The organism is Pseudomonas sp. LBUM1671, from assembly GCF_059695685.1.
This window is the reverse complement of the sequence record NZ_CP166782.1, coordinates 69412-87106: the sequence shown is the minus strand read 5'-3', so window position 1 is coordinate 87106 and position 17695 is coordinate 69412. Positions and strand designations below refer to the sequence as shown.

At 59.2% G+C, this 17695-nt stretch carries 19 protein-coding genes; 12 read left to right on the top strand and 7 right to left on the bottom strand.

Annotated elements, in window-relative coordinates; genetic code table 11:
• Positions 1–85: 85 nt before the first annotated feature.
• Together ACA060_RS00410 and ACA060_RS00405 are read right to left on the bottom strand one after the other, a co-directional pair.
• Positions 86–733, bottom strand: coding sequence for a phosphatase domain-containing protein (locus tag ACA060_RS00410; RefSeq protein ID WP_497314780.1), 648 nt, complete (start codon positions 731–733; stop codon positions 86–88).
• Between the two features lie 234 nt (positions 734–967).
• Positions 968–1270 (bottom strand): hypothetical protein, encoded by a 303-nt coding sequence (locus tag ACA060_RS00405; protein ID WP_109627121.1) that lies wholly within the window; start codon positions 1268–1270, stop codon positions 968–970.
• Positions 1271–1494: 224 nt separating this feature from the next.
• Here ACA060_RS00405 and ACA060_RS00400 point away from each other — a divergent pair, with 224 nt between their 5' ends.
• The 3 genes from ACA060_RS00400 (at position 1495) to ACA060_RS00390 (ending at position 5145) form a co-directional block, all read left to right on the top strand.
• Positions 1495–2553 (top strand): PA0069 family radical SAM protein, encoded by a 1059-nt coding sequence (locus ACA060_RS00400; RefSeq protein WP_497314778.1) that lies wholly within the window; start codon positions 1495–1497, stop codon positions 2551–2553.
• A gap of 243 nt (positions 2554–2796) precedes the next feature.
• On the top strand, positions 2797–3528 hold the full coding sequence (locus ACA060_RS00395) for a carbonic anhydrase (protein WP_109627117.1): 732 nt from the start codon (positions 2797–2799) through the stop codon (positions 3526–3528).
• Positions 3529–3618: 90 nt separating this feature from the next.
• A complete protein-coding gene (locus tag ACA060_RS00390; protein ID WP_497314776.1) occupies positions 3619–5145 on the top strand; it encodes a SulP family inorganic anion transporter in 1527 nt (508 codons plus the stop codon).
• A 120-nt stretch (positions 5146–5265) separates the two neighbouring features.
• Here the strand turns inward: ACA060_RS00390 and ACA060_RS00385 are convergent, their stop codons facing one another.
• Positions 5266–5916 (bottom strand): hypothetical protein, encoded by a 651-nt coding sequence (locus ACA060_RS00385; RefSeq protein ID WP_109627114.1) that lies wholly within the window; start codon positions 5914–5916, stop codon positions 5266–5268.
• Between the two features lie 372 nt (positions 5917–6288).
• Between ACA060_RS00385 and coxB the strand changes: the two genes are divergently transcribed.
• The 4 genes from coxB (at position 6289) to ACA060_RS00365 (ending at position 10715) form a co-directional block, all read left to right on the top strand.
• Entirely contained in the window at positions 6289–7416 is a 1128-nt protein-coding gene (gene coxB / locus ACA060_RS00380) for a cytochrome c oxidase subunit II (RefSeq protein ID WP_109627112.1), read from the top strand.
• Positions 7417–7498: 82 nt separating this feature from the next.
• A complete protein-coding gene (gene ctaD / locus ACA060_RS00375; RefSeq protein ID WP_497314773.1) occupies positions 7499–9085 on the top strand; it encodes a cytochrome c oxidase subunit I in 1587 nt (528 codons plus the stop codon).
• Between the two features lie 165 nt (positions 9086–9250).
• A complete protein-coding gene (locus tag ACA060_RS00370; RefSeq protein ID WP_403105306.1) occupies positions 9251–9802 on the top strand; it encodes a cytochrome c oxidase assembly protein in 552 nt (183 codons plus the stop codon).
• Positions 9803–9827: 25 nt separating this feature from the next.
• Positions 9828–10715: a cytochrome c oxidase subunit 3 gene (locus ACA060_RS00365; RefSeq protein ID WP_109627106.1), complete on the top strand. Its 888-nt coding sequence runs from the start codon at positions 9828–9830 to the stop codon at positions 10713–10715.
• 4 nt (positions 10716–10719) lie between these two features.
• On the opposite strand, the gene ACA060_RS00360 is transcribed toward ACA060_RS00365, so the two are convergent.
• Positions 10720–10923, bottom strand: coding sequence for a twin transmembrane helix small protein (locus ACA060_RS00360; RefSeq protein WP_094469789.1), 204 nt, complete (start codon positions 10921–10923; stop codon positions 10720–10722).
• Positions 10924–10993: 70 nt separating this feature from the next.
• Here ACA060_RS00360 and ACA060_RS00355 point away from each other — a divergent pair, with 70 nt between their 5' ends.
• From ACA060_RS00355 to ACA060_RS00335, 5 genes are read left to right on the top strand one after another with little or no spacing between them, the layout of a single operon-like run.
• Positions 10994–11734, top strand: coding sequence for an SURF1 family protein (locus tag ACA060_RS00355; RefSeq protein WP_497314771.1), 741 nt, complete (start codon positions 10994–10996; stop codon positions 11732–11734).
• The gene (locus ACA060_RS00350) at positions 11700–12293 is read left to right on the top strand and encodes a PA_0111/PP_0108 family redox-active disulfide protein (protein WP_109627102.1); all 594 of its coding nucleotides are present in this window, start codon (positions 11700–11702) and stop codon (positions 12291–12293) included. Before ACA060_RS00355 ends, ACA060_RS00350 begins: the two co-directional genes overlap by 35 nt.
• A gap of 10 nt (positions 12294–12303) precedes the next feature.
• Positions 12304–13383: a COX15/CtaA family protein gene (locus ACA060_RS00345; RefSeq protein WP_109627100.1), complete on the top strand. Its 1080-nt coding sequence runs from the start codon at positions 12304–12306 to the stop codon at positions 13381–13383.
• The gene (cyoE, locus tag ACA060_RS00340) at positions 13371–14270 is read left to right on the top strand and encodes a heme o synthase (protein ID WP_461956479.1); all 900 of its coding nucleotides are present in this window, start codon (positions 13371–13373) and stop codon (positions 14268–14270) included. Before ACA060_RS00345 ends, cyoE begins: the two co-directional genes overlap by 13 nt.
• Positions 14267–14902 carry an SCO family protein gene (locus tag ACA060_RS00335; RefSeq protein WP_497314769.1) on the top strand — a complete coding sequence of 212 codons (636 nt, stop codon included), beginning with the start codon at positions 14267–14269 and terminating at the stop codon, positions 14900–14902. The genes cyoE and ACA060_RS00335 overlap by 4 nt, the downstream gene beginning before the upstream one ends.
• A gap of 171 nt (positions 14903–15073) precedes the next feature.
• Here the strand turns inward: ACA060_RS00335 and ACA060_RS00330 are convergent, their stop codons facing one another.
• The 3 genes from ACA060_RS00330 to ACA060_RS00320 all read right to left on the bottom strand — a co-directional run bounded on the left by ACA060_RS00330 (position 15074) and on the right by ACA060_RS00320 (position 17588).
• A complete protein-coding gene (locus tag ACA060_RS00330) occupies positions 15074–15844 on the bottom strand; it encodes a MetQ/NlpA family ABC transporter substrate-binding protein (protein ID WP_109627094.1) in 771 nt (256 codons plus the stop codon).
• 62 nt (positions 15845–15906) lie between these two features.
• On the bottom strand, positions 15907–16581 hold the full coding sequence (locus tag ACA060_RS00325; RefSeq protein WP_109627093.1) for a methionine ABC transporter permease: 675 nt from the start codon (positions 16579–16581) through the stop codon (positions 15907–15909).
• Positions 16581–17588 (bottom strand): methionine ABC transporter ATP-binding protein, encoded by a 1008-nt coding sequence (locus ACA060_RS00320; RefSeq protein WP_109627091.1) that lies wholly within the window; start codon positions 17586–17588, stop codon positions 16581–16583. The genes ACA060_RS00325 and ACA060_RS00320 overlap by 1 nt, the downstream gene beginning before the upstream one ends.
• Positions 17589–17695 lie beyond the last annotated feature (107 nt).

Sequence of the window (17695 nt, the reverse complement as noted above, 5' to 3'; positions counted from 1 at the left end):
TAGCACTGGAAGAATTTCTCGGACGGCCGATTGCCGAGAATTTCTTCGCGCCTGCGCCAGTTGCCGCTGGCCGTTGAACCGAGGCTCATTCGACGTGGGCCGATTGGAACCAGTTCTTCATCGAGCAGGCAGCAAACGGGCTGGTGCTGCAATCGCCGTTGGCCAGAGCGGTCCGAAGCTTCTCGGCATCGGCCTGCATCATGTAACGCACACTGTCCTTGAAATGGTGGCTGTCACCAAAGCCGCCCTCGGTCATTTCGTTCAGAGCGTCTTCCTTGCTCCAGCCTTGCACCACCACGCGATACATCGCCGCCATCAGGCCGGTGCGGTCCGAACCGTGTTTGCAGTGCATGAGCACCAGCCCCCTGGATTCGGCGGTCTGGATGGCACGAAGGGCTTTGAGCACCTGCGCGTCATCCACGTGATTGGTGCGATAGGGCAGCTGCACCTGAGCAATGCCCGGTGTGGACAACCAGCTTGAATCTGTCTCGGGCAGAAAAGTGATGACGGTCGCGACGTTGAGTTTCTTCAACAACGGTACGGCACCGCTGTCGGGCAACGCACTGCGGTACAGTGTCGGGGACATCTGATAGAGGTTGTATTGCACCTCGACCGATTGAGCCCATTCCGCCGGGCGGGGTGGCGCGGTTTCATCTGCGCAGGCCACTGTCAGATTGAAAAGGGAAGCCAGCGACAACAGGAACGTCACAGGTAAAAGGCGCAATCGGGACATGATCGGACGACCGTGTGGGGAAAGGTGGTTAGATGCCACATAGTTTCAACACTGAGCAGTCAAAGTCCTGTGAGTCAGTTGTCAAAGAATCGTGAATTTAACCGTTCGCACCTGGCTTCGTCAGGGTAAGTAACGAGCAACAAAAAAGCGATACGGATTTCCGTATCGCTTTATTCAACGCTGATTAACGTACACTCACACCCCAACTTATAAGTTGCAGGTACCCGATAGTATTCAAGGATTGATGATTTTCGAATACGCTTTCGCCAGCGCAATCAGAACAGCCTTGTCCTGCGCGTCGATATCACCATCATCGTCCACATCAGGTGTGTTTCCCATGGTGAAGGTCACGCCGCCATCATTCGACACAGCCTCGCGGGAGGTCGAATCCAGCAGGGAGTATGTGGCGCTACGGTTTTCCGGGTCGTAACCTTCTTCTTTCAAAGCAAACTGCATAGACACCCGAACTTCTTTCGGACTAGAAATGGACGGGGTTAACAGTTGAAGAAAAACACCACGCTGATTGTAATTCGACATTAAACTAAATCCTTTTAATAGTGATAACACGACAACTTCGTGCGAAGCGCAATAATACCGATTGCTTATAACTAATCTACTTTCTATCTGTTTCTCATAATTACAAGGAACTCACTAGTAAGAGACAAATAGTCAATACTTGAAAAATTTCAGGCGCCGAACGGCACTGGCCTATTCGATTGAGGCCCTATACTGTATGAACATACAGCTAAAGGATCATGTCGATGGCTACTCCTCTGCCACCTCGCGGCCGCGGCACCGCAACCAACCCGCACAACCGCTTCGCACCGAATCGCTCGGTGGCCGAGGATGACGGCTGGTATCAGGAAGCGCCGATCACCCAGGGCACGGAAGTGCGCATCGAAACGGCGAAAACCATCATCACCCGCAACAACTCGCCGGACTTGCCCTTCGATCGCTCAATCAATCCCTACCGAGGCTGCGAGCACGGTTGCATCTACTGCTATGCGCGACCCAGCCATGCATATTGGGACATGTCACCGGGGCTCGACTTCGAAACCAAACTGATCGCGAAGACCAACGCCGCCGATGTGCTGGAAGAACAGCTGTCCAAGCACGGTTACCAATGTGCGCCGATCAACCTGGGTTCCAACACCGATCCTTATCAGCCGATCGAGCGCGAACACAAAATCACCCGCAAGACCCTTGAAGTGCTGCTGCGTTATCGCCATCCGGTGACCATCATTACCAAGGGCTCACTCATTCTTCGGGATCTGGACCTGCTGGCCGAACTCGCCGAGCAGAGGCTCGTGGCCGTGATGATCAGCCTCACCACTTTGGACGATGAACTCAAACGCATCCTCGAACCGCGCGCGGCGGCGCCCAAGGCCCGGCTGCGGGCGATCCGGGTGATGCGTGAAGCCGGGATCCCGGTGGGGGTGCTGTGTTCGCCGATGATTCCGATGATCAACGACAGCGAACTCGAAAGCCTGCTCGCCGAGGCGCATGCCGCCGGCGCCCAGAGCGCGGCCTATATGATGTTGCGTCTGCCGCTGGAAGTGGCGCCGCTGTTCGAAGAATGGCTGGCCGCCCACTATCCGCAACGTGCCGCGCATGTGTTGAGCCTGATCCGCCAGAGCCGTGGCGGAGAGCTCTACGACAGTCGGTTTGGCGCCCGGATGCGTGGTGAAGGGCCGTTTGCCGATCTGTTGGCGCAACGCTTTGCCAAAACCATCAAACGTTTGGGGCTCAATCATCGCGAAGGCTTTAATCTGGATTGCGACGCCTTCTGTCCGCCGGGTCGCCAGATGTCATTGATTTGAGGACAATTGGCCTATGGTTGAGTAGTGGGAAAAGCACTTGGCCATTAGGCTGGTCACGTTTTTTGTGACCTGGAACACACGTTCTAGAGCGCTTGATTCAGTTTGAGTTAAGTTTCGGCAGATACCTTGTTCATCGAGTGACTGACGGGTCGAGATTATCGACCTGGATGTTTTTTAAACAGCCACTGGCTTCACACCGGACAAAACGGGAAAATTCCCTGACTCCGCCAAAGAGGATGAATCATGAGTGACAAGGATAAACAGCCGTTGGCTGCGTCGGCTTCAGCCCAACCCGAGGCGGAAACCGCCGATGCAGCGCTGAAGCACATCGTTGACGGCTTTTTGCATTTTCATCACGAGGTTTTTCCCCAGCAGGAAGAACTCTTCAAAAAACTCGCCACGGCCCAAAGCCCGCGAGCGATGTTTATCGCCTGCGCCGACTCGCGCATTGTTCCTGAGCTGATTACCCAAAGCGCCCCCGGCGACCTGTTCGTGACCCGTAACGTCGGCAACGTTGTGCCGCCTTATGGGCAGATGAACGGCGGTGTTTCCACGGCCATCGAATACGCGGTCCTGGCCCTCGGCGTACAGCACATCATCATTTGCGGACATTCCGACTGTGGCGCGATGCGCGCCGTGCTCAACCCGCAAAGCCTGGAAAAAATGCCCACGGTCAAAGCCTGGCTGCGTCATGCGGAAGTGGCAAAAACCATGGTCCAGGAAAACTGCCATTGCGCTGACGAAAGCGAAAGCATGCACGTCCTCACCGAAGAGAATGTGATCGCTCAGCTGCAGCATCTGCGCACGCACCCTTCCGTGGCCTCGCGCATGGCCAACGGTCAGCTGTTTATTCATGGTTGGATCTACAACATCGAAACCAGCGAAATCAGAGCTTACGACGCCGACAAAGGGTGTTTCCTGCCGCTTGATGGCAGCCATCCGATTCCGGTGGCGACGCCTAAAGCGCGCTTCTAAATCCTCCTAAATCCTTGTGTGTTTTAGCCGGGGCTGCTGATCAAGCAGCCTGGCTTTGCCACGCCTGAAGAAAACGTCGGGAGAGTCACCATGCGTGCTGCTCAACTTAAAGCTGTTCTGCCACGGGAGCTGCTGGCTTCCGTGGTTGTGTTTCTGGTCGCCCTGCCCTTGTGCATGGGCATCGCCATCGCCTCGGGTCTGCCACCGGCCAAAGGTTTGATCACGGGGATCATCGGTGGTCTGGTGGTGGGCTGGCTTGCCGGGTCACCGCTGCAAGTCAGTGGCCCGGCGGCGGGCCTGGCGGTTCTGGTGTTCGAACTGGTGCGCCAGCATGGCATCGCCATGCTCGGGCCCATCCTGCTGCTGGCGGGTTTTCTGCAACTGATGGCTGGGCGCTTCAAGCTGGGTTGCTGGTTTCGGGTGACGGCGCCAGCGGTGGTGTACGGCATGCTCGCCGGGATTGGCGTGTTGATCGTGCTCTCACAGGTGCATGTGATGCTCGACGCCGTGCCCAAGCCTTCCGGGCTGGATAACCTGGCGGCCTTCCCGGCTGCCGTCATCCAGGCCCTGCCTTCCCTTGGCTGGCAAGCCGGTTTACTGGGGCTGTCGACGATTGCGGTGATGTGGCTGTGGGAGAAATTCCGTCCCCATTCCCTGCGCTTCATTCCCGGCGCGTTGCTTGGCGTAGGCCTGGCGACGGTCGCGAGCCTGATGCTCGCCTTGCAGGTCAAACGCGTGGAAGTTCCAGCCAACCTGGCGGAGGCCATCGACTGGCTGAAGCCTGCCGACTTGCTCAATCTGGCCGACCCGACGTTATTGATCGCCGCTTTCGCCGTAGCCTTCATCGCCAGCGCTGAAACCTTGCTTTCGGCAGCAGCGGTGGACCGCATGCACAGTGGCCAGCGTTCCGACTTTGATCGGGAATTGTCGGCCCAAGGTGTCGGCAACATGCTCTGCGGTCTGCTGGGTGCGCTGCCCATGACCGGCGTGATCGTGCGCAGTTCGGCCAACGTCCAGGCTGGCGCCACCACGCGCATGTCGGCGATCTTCCACGGTCTGTGGCTGCTGGCGTTCGTGTTGCTGCTGTCCAGCGTACTGCAAAGCATTCCGGTGGCGAGCCTGGCGGGCGTGCTGGTGTACACCGGTTTCAAACTGGTCGACCTCAAGGCCTTCCGCGGTCTGGGCCGTTATGGCCGGATGCCGATGTTCACTTACGCGGCGACAGCGCTGGCTATCATCTTCACCGATCTGCTGACCGGCGTGCTGATTGGCTTCGGACTGACGTTGGCCAAACTGGCCTGGAAGGCTTCACGGCTGAAAATCAGCCTGATCGACCTGCCAGCTGAAGGAGAGATGGAGTTGCGACTGACGGGGGCCGCGACCTTTCTCAAGGTGCCGGCGCTGACCCAGGTGCTGGGGACCATTCCCGCAGGCGCGACGGTGCATGTGCCGCTCAACAATCTGAGCTACATCGATCATTCGTGTCTGGAATTGTTCGAGGAATGGGGCCGGGCCAATGCAGCCAAGGGTTCGAAGCTGCTGATTGAGGCGCGGGGGTTGAAGCGCAGGTTGGAAGGGCGGTTGCGCACGACCACCGGAGTAGGTTCAGCCGCGTAGAAAACAGTGTGGGAGCGAGCCTGCTCGCGATAGCGGTGTGTCATTCAACATTAATGTCGACTGATGCACCGCTATCGCGAGCAGGCTCGCTCCCACAGGGATGGTGTCGATTCCAAAGAATCAGGCAGCCGGCTGATCCAGCTCCAGCCCTACACCCAACTGGCGCGACAGGCACGGCCAGCGTTTCCACGCAGCGCCGGTGTCCGGGCTGTTGAGTTTTTCGCGGTAGGCCTCCACGGACTCCAGCGCGAAACTGTCTTCATTAAGCATCTCGTCCACCGCGTGATGCACCGCCTCATCCAGTTGATTGGCAAATTCCTCGCCGATCAGTTGGTGGGCTATCAGGTTGGCAACAGTCATGTCCAAGGGGATCAGTGGCTGGCCAAAATGCTTGATGTACAGGTCATTGACCTCTTCCACCAACCGATGCGCCAGATAGGCTTCGTCCAGCAGGCTGTCCAGGCCGACATGACCGGCCATGATTGCCGGCGGCTGGAGGAAGAACTGCTCGGCGATGTTCAGCACCGGCTTGATCTGTGATTCGATGCCCGCTTCCCTGGCGACTTCATTGGCTGCGTCCAGCAGGTCTGGCACTTGCTCTATATACGCGGCCACAAAACGCGTCATCACGCCATTGGCGTCGACATCCGGCAATTGGATGGCGGAGTGAAGGTGTGGCAATTGGGTTTCAAGCTGACGAGTCAGCAGGCCGGTCTCGGCCTCATGTTGTTGGGCTTTTTGGATCTGCTCGCGCAATGCGGCGGTGTTCATGAAAACTCCAGGAAACAAAGGCAATGAAATAGGGAAGACATAACTTAGCTGGCTTATGAAAAATGCTAAGACGCATTTGTCATAATTGTTTCATCCTTGAGACGCCTCCGTTATATCGATTTGCCACCACTCGTCTGCATCCTTCTCCATTCGTGACCTTGAACACAAGCCCCAGCTGTTTCAGATCATTTACGCCATCACATTGCGAGGTAGCAGTCGCTGTCTATACTCGGGTGGGAATGGAGTTAGCTGATGACGCCCGACTGCACACGCAGCAAGGCTCGGCGATTCAAGTTTCGTAGTCTGAAAAAGCCGCTCCCTTGCCGCAGGTGAAAGCCGGCGGGATAACAAGAACGATAAGGGGAACCCGCAATGATGCGACATCCACATGTCTGGATGGGCCTCCTGTTGTGGTCGATTTTCAGTCAGGCGCAAGCCGCCTGGACTGTGAATATGGCGCCGGGAGCGACTGAAATCAGTCACGCAGTATTTGACCTGCACATGACCATTTTCTGGATCTGTGTAGTGATCGGCATCATCGTCTTCGGCGCCATGTTCTGGTCGATGATGGTCCACCGCCGCTCCACAGGGCAGGTGGCCGCAAAATTTCATGAAAGCACCACCGTTGAAATCCTCTGGACCATCGTGCCCTTCCTGATCCTGGTGGCCATGGCGGTTCCTGCGACGGCAACCCTGATCAAGATGTACGACGCCAGTGAGCCGGATATCGATATCCAGGTCACCGGTTATCAGTGGAAGTGGCACTACAAATACCTGGGCCAGGACGTCGAGTTCTTCAGCAACCTGACGACCCCCGCCGATCAGATCCACAACAAGGAAACCAAGGGCGAGCATTACTTGCTCGAGGTCGACAAGCCTTTAGTGCTGCCGATTGGCGCCAAGGTGCGTTTCCTCGTCACGTCCGCCGACGTTATCCACTCCTGGTGGGTGCCGGCCTTTGCGGTCAAGCGCGATGCGATTCCCGGGTTCGTCAACGAAGCCTGGACCCGCGTCGACAAGCCCGGCATCTACCGTGGCCAGTGCGCCGAATTGTGCGGCAAGGACCACGGCTTCATGCCAATCGTGGTCGAGGTCAAGGAAAAGGCCGATTACGAAAAATGGCTGGCCGAGCGCAAAGCCGAAGCCCTGCAGCTTAAAGAGCTGACCAGCAAGGAATGGACCCTCGAGGAGCTCAAGGAGCGCGGCGACAAGGTCTATCACACCACGTGCGTAGCCTGTCACCAGGCCGAAGGTCAAGGCTTGCCGCCGATGTTCCCGGCACTCAAGGGCTCGAAAATCGCTACCGGCCCGATCAAGGATCACCTGAGCATTGTCTTCCACGGCAAGCCTGGCACCTCTATGGCGGCGTTCGGCAAGCAGCTCTCGGAAGTCGATATCGCAGCGGTCGTGACCTACGAACGTAACGCCTGGGGCAACAACAAAGGCGACATGGTCACTCCTAAAGAAGTGCTGGAGCTGAAACAGGCGGAAAGCAAATGACCCGGTCTATTGCGCAACCAAGGAACCGGTCGGGGCAGCGCGCCCCGGCCTGCCCAGCCCATCTGTTTGCAGGAGACAAGCCATGAGCGCCGTCATCGATGACCATGGTCATGCCGACCACGCCCACGGTCCCGCCAAAGGCCTGATGCGGTGGGTGCTGACCACCAACCACAAGGACATCGGCACGCTGTACCTGTGGTTTGCGTTCTCCATGTTCTTGCTCGGCGGTTCGTTCGCGATGGTGATTCGCGCCGAACTGTTCCAGCCGGGCCTGCAGATCGTCCAGCCGGAATTCTTCAACCAGATGACCACCATGCACGGTCTGGTCATGGTCTTCGGTGCGGTGATGCCGGCTTTCGTCGGCCTCGCCAACTGGATGATCCCGTTGATGATCGGCGCGCCGGACATGGCACTGCCACGGATGAACAACTTCAGCTTCTGGCTGCTGCCGGCGGCGTTCATCCTGCTAGTGTCGACCCTGTTCACCCCCGGGGGCGGACCGAACTTCGGCTGGACGTTCTACGCCCCGCTGTCGACGACCTACGCGCCGGAAAGCGTGACGTTCTTCATCTTTGCCATCCACTTGATGGGGATCAGTTCGATCATGGGCGCGATCAACGTGATCGCCACCATTCTCAACCTGCGTGCCCCCGGCATGACGCTGATGAAAATGCCGCTGTTCGTCTGGACCTGGCTGATTACCGCGTTCCTGCTGATCGCAGTGATGCCGGTACTGGCCGGCTGCGTGACGATGATGCTGATGGACATCCACTTCGGCACCAGTTTCTTCAGTGCCGCCGGTGGCGGTGACCCGGTGTTGTTCCAGCACGTGTTCTGGTTCTTCGGTCACCCCGAGGTGTACATCATGATCCTGCCGGCCTTCGGTGCCGTCAGCTCGATCATTCCAGCCTTTTCGCGCAAGCCGCTGTTTGGCTACACCTCGATGGTCTATGCCACGGCCAGTATTGCCTTCCTGTCATTCATCGTCTGGGCGCACCACATGTTCGTGGTCGGCATTCCGCTGGTGGGCGAGCTGTTCTTCATGTACGCCACGCTGCTGATCGCGGTGCCAACGGGCGTGAAGGTGTTCAACTGGGCCAGCACCATGTGGCAGGGCTCGCTGACCTTCGAGACGCCGATGCTGTTCGCGGTGGCGTTCGTGATCCTGTTCTCCATCGGCGGCTTCTCCGGACTGATGCTGGCCATCGCACCGGCGGACTTCCAGTACCAGGACACGTATTTTGTGGTAGCGCACTTCCACTACGTACTGGTGCCGGGGGCGATCTTCGGGATCTTCGCCTCGGCCTACTACTGGCTGCCGAAATGGACCGGCCACATGTACGACGAAACCCTCGGCAAGCTGCACTTCTGGCTCTCGTTCATCGGCATGAACATGGCGTTCTTCCCGATGCACTTCGTGGGGCTGGCGGGCATGCCGCGGCGGATTCCCGACTACAACCTGCAATTCGCCGACTTCAACATGGTGTCGTCGATCGGCGCATTCATGTTCGGCGCCACGCAGATCTTCTTCCTGTTCATCGTGATCAAGACCATTCGCGGCGGCGAGCCAGCACCGGCCAAACCATGGGATGGCGCGGAAGGCCTGGAATGGAGCGTCCCGTCACCGGCGCCGTATCACACCTTCACCACACCGCCGGAAGTGAAATGAACAGCCTTGCCTTTGTGGAAGCGAGCTTGTGTGGCGAGGGAGCTTGCTCCCGCTCGGCTGCGAAGCAGACGCCAAGCTTTTGGGGCCGCTTCGCGACCCAGCGGGAGCAAGCTCCCTCGCCACAAAGGCCCGCTCCTATCGGGTTATGCGTAGAGGCTGGAAATCATGGCTGACTCGATTTCGATGAAGAAGCTGGTCACCCGCCTGCTGTTGGTGGTGGTGGCGATGTTTGTCTTCGGTTTTGCCCTGGTGCCGATCTACGACGTGATGTGCAAGGCGTTCGGCATCAATGGCAAGACCTCCGGGCAGTACGAAGGCGAGCAGACGGTCGACACGTCGCGGCAGGTGCGCGTGCAGTTCCTGTCGACCAATGCCGCCGACATGTCCTGGGATTTCTATCCCAAGAGTGACGAGCTGACGGCCAACCCGGGGGCGGTGAACGAGATGATTTTCATCGCGCACAACCCGACCGATCGCCCGATGAGCGCCCAGGCGGTGCCGAGCATCGCGCCGAGCAATGCTGCGGCGTACTTCCACAAGACCGAATGTTTCTGCTTTACCCAGCAAGTGCTGCAGCCCGGTCAACGGATCGAGATGCCGGTACGTTTCATCGTTGACCGAGACATGCCCAAGGAAGTGAAGCACCTGACGCTGTCCTACACGCTGTTCGATATCACCGCCCGACATCCCCCGGTGGCTGTAAACACTGGCGGCTGAGCGTGCCCGATAAGGAGAACAATAAATGGCAACTCATGAACACTATTACGTACCGGCCCAGAGCAAATGGCCGATCATCGCCACCGTCGGTATGTTCGTCACCGTGTTCGGCCTGGCTACCTGGTTCAACGACCTGAAAGCTGCGCGCCCCGAATCCCACGGCCCGCTGATCTTTTTCGTCGGCGGCCTGCTGCTGGCCTACATGCTGTTCGGCTGGTTCGGGACGGTGATCAAGGAAAGTCGTCAGGGGTTGTACAGCGCGCAGATGGATCGCTCGTTCCGCTGGGGCATGAGCTGGTTCATCTTCTCGGAGGTGATGTTCTTCATCGCCTTCTTCGGTGCATTGTTTTATGTGCGCAACATCACTGGCCCATCGCTGGGCGGTGACGGTGCCAAAGGCCTCGCCCACATGCTGTGGCCGAACTTCGAGTTCGTCTGGCCGCTGCTGAACAACCCGGACCCGAAACTCTTCCCGGCACCCAAGGACGTCATCAGTCCCTGGGGCCTGCCGCTGCTCAATACCGTATTGCTGGTGAGTTCCAGCGTCACCATTACCATCGCCCACCACGCCTTGAAAAAGGGCCATCGCGGTGCACTGAAAATCTGGCTGGCGATTACTGTCTTGCTCGGCTGTGCATTCCTCGGTTTTCAGGCCGAAGAATACATCCACGCCTATCAGGAACTGGGCCTGACCCTGGGTTCCGGCATCTACGGCGCAACATTCTTCATGCTCACCGGGTTCCACGGCGCCCACGTGACCATGGGCACCATCATTCTGTTTGTGATGCTGATGCGGGTCCTGCGCGGGCACTTCGATAACGAGCACCAGTTCGGCTTCGAGGCGGCGAGTTGGTATTGGCACTTCGTGGACGTGGTGTGGATCGGGCTGTTCGTTTTCGTCTACGTGCTCTGAGGCTTTACCAAGGCGCAGTAGAAACCAGCTGGCCGCTGAAAAAACCCCAGGCAATCAAGCCGACGGTTATAGCGGCCAGGGCAACACGAACACTCAAGGCAATGACGAGGCGGTTCGAGCTGCTGTCGTCCTTGACCAGAAAAAACAGGCCGCTGAACAGGCTGACAACCGTGGCAATCAGCATCAGGACGATGGCTGCTTTGAGCATGGTGAGACTCCGGGGGAAAGGCGATGCACTTGAGTATAGCTATCGCAACCAGCGACTTTCTGGCGGCGCCATGAAGCGCTTCCGGCCGGGCATCGTGCCGACCCTCGTGGTCGCGTTACTGCTGCCCATGCTGGTGTCACTGGGGTTCTGGCAATTGAGCCGGGGCGCGGAGAAAAGCGCGCTGCTGCAAAGCTACACCGAGCGCCGCGCGGCGGATCCGATGGCCAGTACCGAGCTGCAACACACCGAGGATCCAACCTTTCGCCGGGTTCGAATTCACGGCCAGTTCGATGCCGCGCACAGCCTGCTGCTGGATAACCGCCAGCGCGACGGCAAGGTTGGCGTCGAACTGCTGCAACCGTTTCAGGATCAGGCGACCGGGCTCTGGCTGCTGGTCAATCGCGGCTGGCTGCCGTGGCCGGACCGGCGCACCCCGCCCCAATTCACCACCCCGACTCAGGCCTTGAGCCTGGATGCCTGGGTCTACGTCTCCCCCGGCGCCACTTTCCAATTGCACGCCGATCCGAGCACCACCACCTGGCCACAACTGATCACCGCCGTCGAACCGGCCAAGCTGTGGACAGCGCTCGATCGTGACGGTTTTGCCTACGAATTACGCGCAGAAACCGGCCCCGCGTCCTACCAGGCCGATTGGCCGGTGGTGGCCATGGGGCCGGAAAAACATATCGCTTATGCCGTGCAGTGGTTCGCCATGTCGATCGCCCTGTTCGGCCTTTATCTCTATCTCGGCTGGCACAACGCAAAGGAGAAACACCATGGGAGCGGCCATGAATCCACCCAGCATGTCTGAGGCGAAAACGCCGGCGAGTCGGCGCAAGGGTCGCTTGCAGTTGCTGCTGATCCTGCTTGGGGTGATCGGTCCGATGATCCTCGCCACCGGCATGTACAAATTGCAGTTCTGGGTGCCGGAGGGCCGCAGTTATCACGGCGAGCTGATCGGCAACGGCCAGACCCGCGCCGACCTTGGCGTGCAGGCGCAGGAGGAGCGTTGGCAATTGCTGGTCACGGCGCCCAAGGAGTGTTCGGTGGACTGTCAGCAACTGGTTTATCTGGCTCGGCAGATCCAGATCGGCCTCGGCCGCGATGCCGGGCGCGCCAGTCACGCGTTGGCTGCGGCGCAACCGCTAAGCAGTGATTACGACGCCAAGCTGACCCGCGAATACCCGCAACTGCAACGCTACCCAATGGACCTGACCACGTTCACCAAAACAGCGGGAGACAAGACCGCGCCGCAACTGTGGATCATCGACCCGCACGGCAATCTGGTGCTGCGTTATGACCCGACGGTGAAGGGTAAGGACTTGCTCAACGACCTTCGGCATCTGCTGAAACTGTCGAACATCGGATAAGGGCATCGTCATGGCCAAACCTGGATTTCGCCTCGCGCTGTTTGCCACCTTGCTGGCACTGATTGTGGTGTTGCTCGGCGCCTATACCCGCCTGACCCACGCCGGCCTCGGTTGCCCGGACTGGCCCGGTTGCTACGGCTTTATCAGCGTGCCGAAAAGCGAAGCCCAATTGGCCCATGCCGAATTGCATTTTCCCGATGCGCCCGTTGAAGCCCACAAAGGCTGGAACGAGATGGTCCACCGCTATTTCGCCGGCACGCTCGGCCTTTTGATCTCGGTGCTGGCCGGTCGTGCCTGGGTGCATCGCCGTCATCCGGGGCAACCGGTGAAGTTGCCGTTGTTTCTGCTGGCGGTGGTGATCGCCCAAGCGGCGTTCGGCATGTGGACGGTGACGCTCAAGCTCTGGCCGCAAGTGGTGACCGGGCATCTGCTCGGCGGTTTTGCGACCTTGAGCCTGCTGTTTTTGCTGACGTTGCGCCTGTCCGGCGTACTGCCGGCGCTGACCGTGCCCCGACGTTTGCAGCACTGGGCGACGGCCGGGTTGCTGCTGGTGATCCTGCAAATTGCCCTCGGTGGCTGGGTCAGTTCCAACTATGCGGCGGTGGCTTGCATCGACTTTCCGACCTGCCACGGGCAATGGCTGCCGCCGGCTGATTTCGCCAACGGTTTTCACCTGACTCAACACATCGGCCCCAATTACCTCGGCGGGCAACTGGACAGTGATGCACGCACGGCGATTCATCTGACTCACCGTATCGGCGCGATGCTGGTGACGCTGGCGTTGCTGGGGCTGGCCTGGCAATTGAAAGTAGTCGGTATGACGCGTCTGGCGGGGCTGGTGCTGATCGCCCTCGCGGCTCAGATCACCCTGGGCATCAGCAACGTGATTTTTCACCTGCCGCTGCCCGTCGCCGTCGCTCACAACGCCGGCGGCGCAGCACTGTTGCTGACGATGGTACTGGTCAATTATCACGCGCGAACCAGCCTGGTTCGGGTCAAACAGCAATCCCCTGCGCGCTGGCGGTTCAGCCCGCGCAAACACTCAGCCGGGCCCATAACAATAAAAGGAGAGATGCCATGGCGACTCTGATCGGCGAACGTCACAGTCAGGCAATCTGGCGCGACTATCTGGAGCTGACCAAGCCAAAAGTGGTGGTGCTGATGCTCATCACTTCGCTGGTCGGCATGTTCCTCGCGACCCGCGCCGGAGTGCCGTGGACGGTGCTGGTGTTCGGCAACCTGGGGATTGCGTTGTGTGCCGGGGGTGCGGCGGCGGTGAATCATGTGGTGGACCGGCGCATCGATGCGGTGATGGCCCGAACCCACAAACGTCCCTTGGCCGAAGGCCGGGTGTCTCCGGCGGCGGCGCTGACGTTTGCCCTGGTCCTGGCGGTGCTGGGGCAAGCCGTGCTGCTGGCCTTCACCAACGCGCTGACGGCCTGGCTGACCCTCGCGTCCTTGCTCGGTTATGCGGTGGTCTATACCGGTTTCCTGAAACGTGCGACGCCGCAGAACATTGTCATCGGTGGCCTCGCCGGTGCTGCTCCGCCGCTGCTCGGCTGGACCGCTGCCACCGGTCATATCAGCGCCGAGCCCTTGCTGCTGGTGCTGATCATCTTCGCCTGGACCCCGCCGCACTTCTGGGCGCTGGCCATTCACCGCAAAGAGGAATACGCCAAGGCCGACATTCCGATGCTGCCGGTGACCCATGGCGAGCACTACACCAAGGTCCACATCCTGCTTTATACCTTTGCGCTGCTGGCCGTGAGCCTGATGCCGTACGTGATTCACATGAGCGGCATGCTCTACCTGATTTGCGCCCTGGGACTGGGCGCAAGGTTTCTACAATGGGCCGTGGTGCTGTACCGTGGCACTCGGCCGCACGCGGCGATCAACACCTTCAAGTACTCTATTTACTACTTGTTCCTGCTGTTTATCGCGCTGCTCGTTGACCACTACTTATTGTTGAACCTATGACTCGAACTCAGAAAACCGTCTTCATCCTCGTCGCCCTGATCGCGCTGGTTATGGGCCTGACCATCAACAAAGTGCTGTCGGGCAAAGGCGAGGGCGATCCGACGGCGTTGATCGACGCCGGGATCATTTTGCTGCCGCAAAGCCGCAACCTGCCAAACGTGACGATGACCGATCAGGACGGCAAACCAGTGGCGGTCAACGAGCTGAAAGACAAGTGGTCGCTGCTGTTCTTCGGCTACACCTTCTGCCCGGACATTTGCCCGACCACCCTCGCCCAACTGCGTCAGATCAAGAGCGAACTGCCGCCAGAGGCTGTGGCCAAGTTGCAGATCATTCTGGTCAGCGTCGACCCGAATCGCGATACGCCCCAGCAGCTCAAGCAATACCTGGGCTACTTCGATCCGCAGTTCCAAGGCCTGACGGCGGCGTCGGTTGAAGACATTCAGAAACTGGCCAACGCGGTGAGTATTCCGTTCATTCCGGCGGACACCAGCAAGCCGAATTACACAGTTGATCACAGCGGCAACCTCGCGGTGATCGGGCCTGACGGGACACAGCGCGGGTTCATTCGCGCGCCGTTGAACAACCAGAAACTGGTGGCACAATTGCCGGTGATGCTCAGCCGCAAATAAACACCACAAACCCTGTGGGAGCGAGCCTGCTCGCGATGGGGCCGGTACATTCAACATTTGTGTCAAGGCTTATACCGCTATCGCGAGCAGGCTCGCTCCCACAGGGGCGGTGTTTCGGGCATAAAAAAATGGGGCGCATTCAATGCGCCCCATTTTTGTTAATGCGTTAAATCAGAACGCCGGCAATACCGCGCCTTTGTACTTCTCGAGAATGAAAGCTTTCACTTCCGGGCTGTGCAGGGCAGCAATCAGTTTCTTCATGTCTTCGCTGTCCTTGTCGTCCGGGCGGGCAACGAGGATGTTCACGTAAGGCGAGTCGTTGCCTTCGATGACCAGCGCGTCCTTGGACGGATCAAGCTTGGCTTCCAGCGCGTAGTTGGTGTTGATCAGCGCCAGGTCGACCTGGGTCAGCACACGCGGGATGGTCGCGGCTTCCAGTTCGCGGAACTTCAGGTCCTTGGTGTTCTCGGTGATGTCCTTGACCGTCGAGAGGATGTTGTTCGAATCCTTCAACTTGATCAGACCCGCCTTGGCCAGCAGCAACAGCGCACGGCCGCCGTTGGTGGCGTCGTTCGGGATCACCACGTTGGCGCCGCCTGGCAGCTCGGTCAGTGCTTTGTACTTGCTGGAGTAAGCGCCCAGCGGTTCCAGGTGTACGCCGGCAACGGCGACCAGGTTGGTGCCCTTCGCCTTGTTGAACTCATCAAGGTACGGCTGGTGCTGGAAGAAGTTGGCGTCCAGGCGTTTTTCGGCAACCTGCACATTCGGCTGGATGTAGTCGGTGAAGACTTTGACCTTCAGGTCCACGCCTTCTTTGGCGAGGGCCGGTTTCACGAATTCGAGGATTTCTGCGTGCGGGACCGGGGTGGCTGCAACGGTCAGGGTGTCCGCGTGAGCGGAAAACGCTGCAACGGCTGCGAACGCGACGAGTAGTTTTTTCATTCAGCTAACTCCATGTGAGGCGCCTGTCTGCGGCGCCTGCCAGCGAATGGCCGGCTCATTGATCATTTACGTGAGAAGTGTACGACCAGCTTGTCGCCGACGGTTTGCAGCACTTGCACCAGCACCAGCAGCAACATCACGGTCACGACCATCACGTCAGGCTGGAAACGCTGATAACCGAAACGGATCGCCAGGTCGCCCAGACCACCCGCGCCAACCACACCGGCCATTGCCGTGTAGGACACCAGTGTAATGGCTGTCACCGTAATCGCCGCGAAGATGCCCGGGCGGGCTTCCGGCAGCAAGGCATTGGTGATGATCTGCCGGGTCGTGGCGCCCATGGCCTGGGTGGCCTCGATGATGCCGCGATCCACTTCACGCAAGGCGGTTTCCACCAGTCGCGCGAAGAAAGGCGTAGCGCCAATCACCAGCGGCGGAATCGCACCGGCAACCCCAAGGGACGTGCCGGTGATCAGCACGGTGAACGGGATCATCACGATCAGCAGGATGATGAACGGCAGCGAACGCAGGATGTTCACCATCAGCGACAGCATCGCGTAGACGCCTTTGGCTTCCAGCAACTGACGCGGGCTGCACAGGAACAACAGCACGCCCAACGGCAGGCCAAGCAACACGGTGAACAGCAACGAACCGAAAAGCATCAGCAAGGTATCGCCGGTGGCCAGCCAGATTTCGTACCAGTCGATGTTGACGAAGAAACTTGTCAGGATTTCCATCAGCGCAGGACCTCCATGTGGACGTCAGCCGCGGTGAAGTGAGCAAACGCCGCCTCCATGTCGCCACCGGTGACGGCAAGGGTCAGTTGCCCGTAAGGGATGTCTTTGATGCGGTCGATACGACCGGCCAGGATGCTGTAGTCCACACCCGTTTCCCGAGCGACGGTACCCAACAACGGCGCGTAGGTCGCTTCGCCCTGAAACGTCAGACGCACGATGCGGCCCGGCACGTGAGAGAAGTCGTCACGCTGTTCGCTTTCGTCGATCTGTTCGTCTTCTTGTACGAAACGTTTGGTGGTCGGGTGCTTGGGATGCAGAAACACCTCGGCCACCGAACCTTGCTCGACGATCACACCCGCGTCCATCACTGCCACCTGGTCGCAAACCCGGCGGATCACGTCCATCTCGTGGGTAATCAGGACGATGGTCAGTTTCAGCTCGCGGTTGATCTCGGCCAGCAATTGCAGGACCGACGCCGTGGTCTGCGGGTCGAGGGCGCTGGTGGCTTCGTCGCACAGAAGGATTTTCGGCTTGGTCGCCAGGGCGCGGGCAATGCCGACGCGTTGCTTCTGGCCGCCGGACAACTGCGCCGGGTACTTTTTGGCGTGGTCGGACAGGCCGACCCGCGCCAACAACTCGGCGACACGCTGGTCGATTTCACTGCGCGACAGCTCACCGGCCAGGGTCAGCGGCAGCGCGACGTTGTCGGCCACGGTCTTGGACGCCAGCAGGTTGAAGTGCTGGAAAATCATCCCGACCTGTTGGCGGAAGCGTCGCAGGCTGTTGGCGTCGAGCGCGGTGACTTCTTCGCCGTCGACGATGATCTTGCCGCCGCTGGACTCTTCCAGGCGATTGATCAGACGCAACAGGGTACTTTTTCCCGCACCGGAATGGCCGATCAGGCCGAAGACCTGACCGTTCTCAATCGTCAGACTGGTCGGGTGCAGGGCGGGGATATCCTTACCGGCGACGCGGTAGGTTTTGTGGACGTTTTGAAACTCGATCACGTAGCGAACCTTGTGGGGCGCGTTGGAAAAGGATCAGCGGTTAGCCGGGCGCGCATTTTAGCCTGTCCGTATAGAGGTTATTAGCATTTATTCCGCATTCAACCTTC

What these genes read in the sequence shown, in the direction of transcription:
- cyoE (WP_461956479.1), top strand. Translation starts at nt 13,371, where the DNA reads ATGGCGACTCTGATCGGCGAACGTCACAGTCAGGCAATCTGGCGCGAC.
- ACA060_RS00350 (WP_109627102.1), top strand. Translation starts at nt 11,700, where the DNA reads ATGGGAGCGGCCATGAATCCACCCAGCATGTCTGAGGCGAAAACGCCG.
- ACA060_RS00385 (WP_109627114.1), bottom strand. Translation starts at nt 5,916, where the DNA reads ATGAACACCGCCGCATTGCGCGAGCAGATCCAAAAAGCCCAACAACAT.
- ACA060_RS00355 (WP_497314771.1), top strand. Translation starts at nt 10,994, where the DNA reads ATGAAGCGCTTCCGGCCGGGCATCGTGCCGACCCTCGTGGTCGCGTTA.
- ACA060_RS00390 (WP_497314776.1), top strand. Translation starts at nt 3,619, where the DNA reads ATGCGTGCTGCTCAACTTAAAGCTGTTCTGCCACGGGAGCTGCTGGCT.
- ACA060_RS00345 (WP_109627100.1), top strand. Translation starts at nt 12,304, where the DNA reads ATGGCCAAACCTGGATTTCGCCTCGCGCTGTTTGCCACCTTGCTGGCA.
- ACA060_RS00410 (WP_497314780.1), bottom strand. Translation starts at nt 733, where the DNA reads ATGTCCCGATTGCGCCTTTTACCTGTGACGTTCCTGTTGTCGCTGGCT.
- ACA060_RS00405 (WP_109627121.1), bottom strand. Translation starts at nt 1,270, where the DNA reads ATGTCGAATTACAATCAGCGTGGTGTTTTTCTTCAACTGTTAACCCCG.
- coxB (WP_109627112.1), top strand. Translation starts at nt 6,289, where the DNA reads ATGATGCGACATCCACATGTCTGGATGGGCCTCCTGTTGTGGTCGATT.
- ACA060_RS00365 (WP_109627106.1), top strand. Translation starts at nt 9,828, where the DNA reads ATGGCAACTCATGAACACTATTACGTACCGGCCCAGAGCAAATGGCCG.
- ACA060_RS00360 (WP_094469789.1), bottom strand. Translation starts at nt 10,923, where the DNA reads ATGCTCAAAGCAGCCATCGTCCTGATGCTGATTGCCACGGTTGTCAGC.
- ACA060_RS00330 (WP_109627094.1), bottom strand. Translation starts at nt 15,844, where the DNA reads ATGAAAAAACTACTCGTCGCGTTCGCAGCCGTTGCAGCGTTTTCCGCT.
- ACA060_RS00370 (WP_403105306.1), top strand. Translation starts at nt 9,251, where the DNA reads ATGGCTGACTCGATTTCGATGAAGAAGCTGGTCACCCGCCTGCTGTTG.
- ACA060_RS00395 (WP_109627117.1), top strand. Translation starts at nt 2,797, where the DNA reads ATGAGTGACAAGGATAAACAGCCGTTGGCTGCGTCGGCTTCAGCCCAA.
- ACA060_RS00400 (WP_497314778.1), top strand. Translation starts at nt 1,495, where the DNA reads ATGGCTACTCCTCTGCCACCTCGCGGCCGCGGCACCGCAACCAACCCG.
- ctaD (WP_497314773.1), top strand. Translation starts at nt 7,499, where the DNA reads ATGAGCGCCGTCATCGATGACCATGGTCATGCCGACCACGCCCACGGT.
- ACA060_RS00325 (WP_109627093.1), bottom strand. Translation starts at nt 16,581, where the DNA reads ATGGAAATCCTGACAAGTTTCTTCGTCAACATCGACTGGTACGAAATC.
- ACA060_RS00335 (WP_497314769.1), top strand. Translation starts at nt 14,267, where the DNA reads ATGACTCGAACTCAGAAAACCGTCTTCATCCTCGTCGCCCTGATCGCG.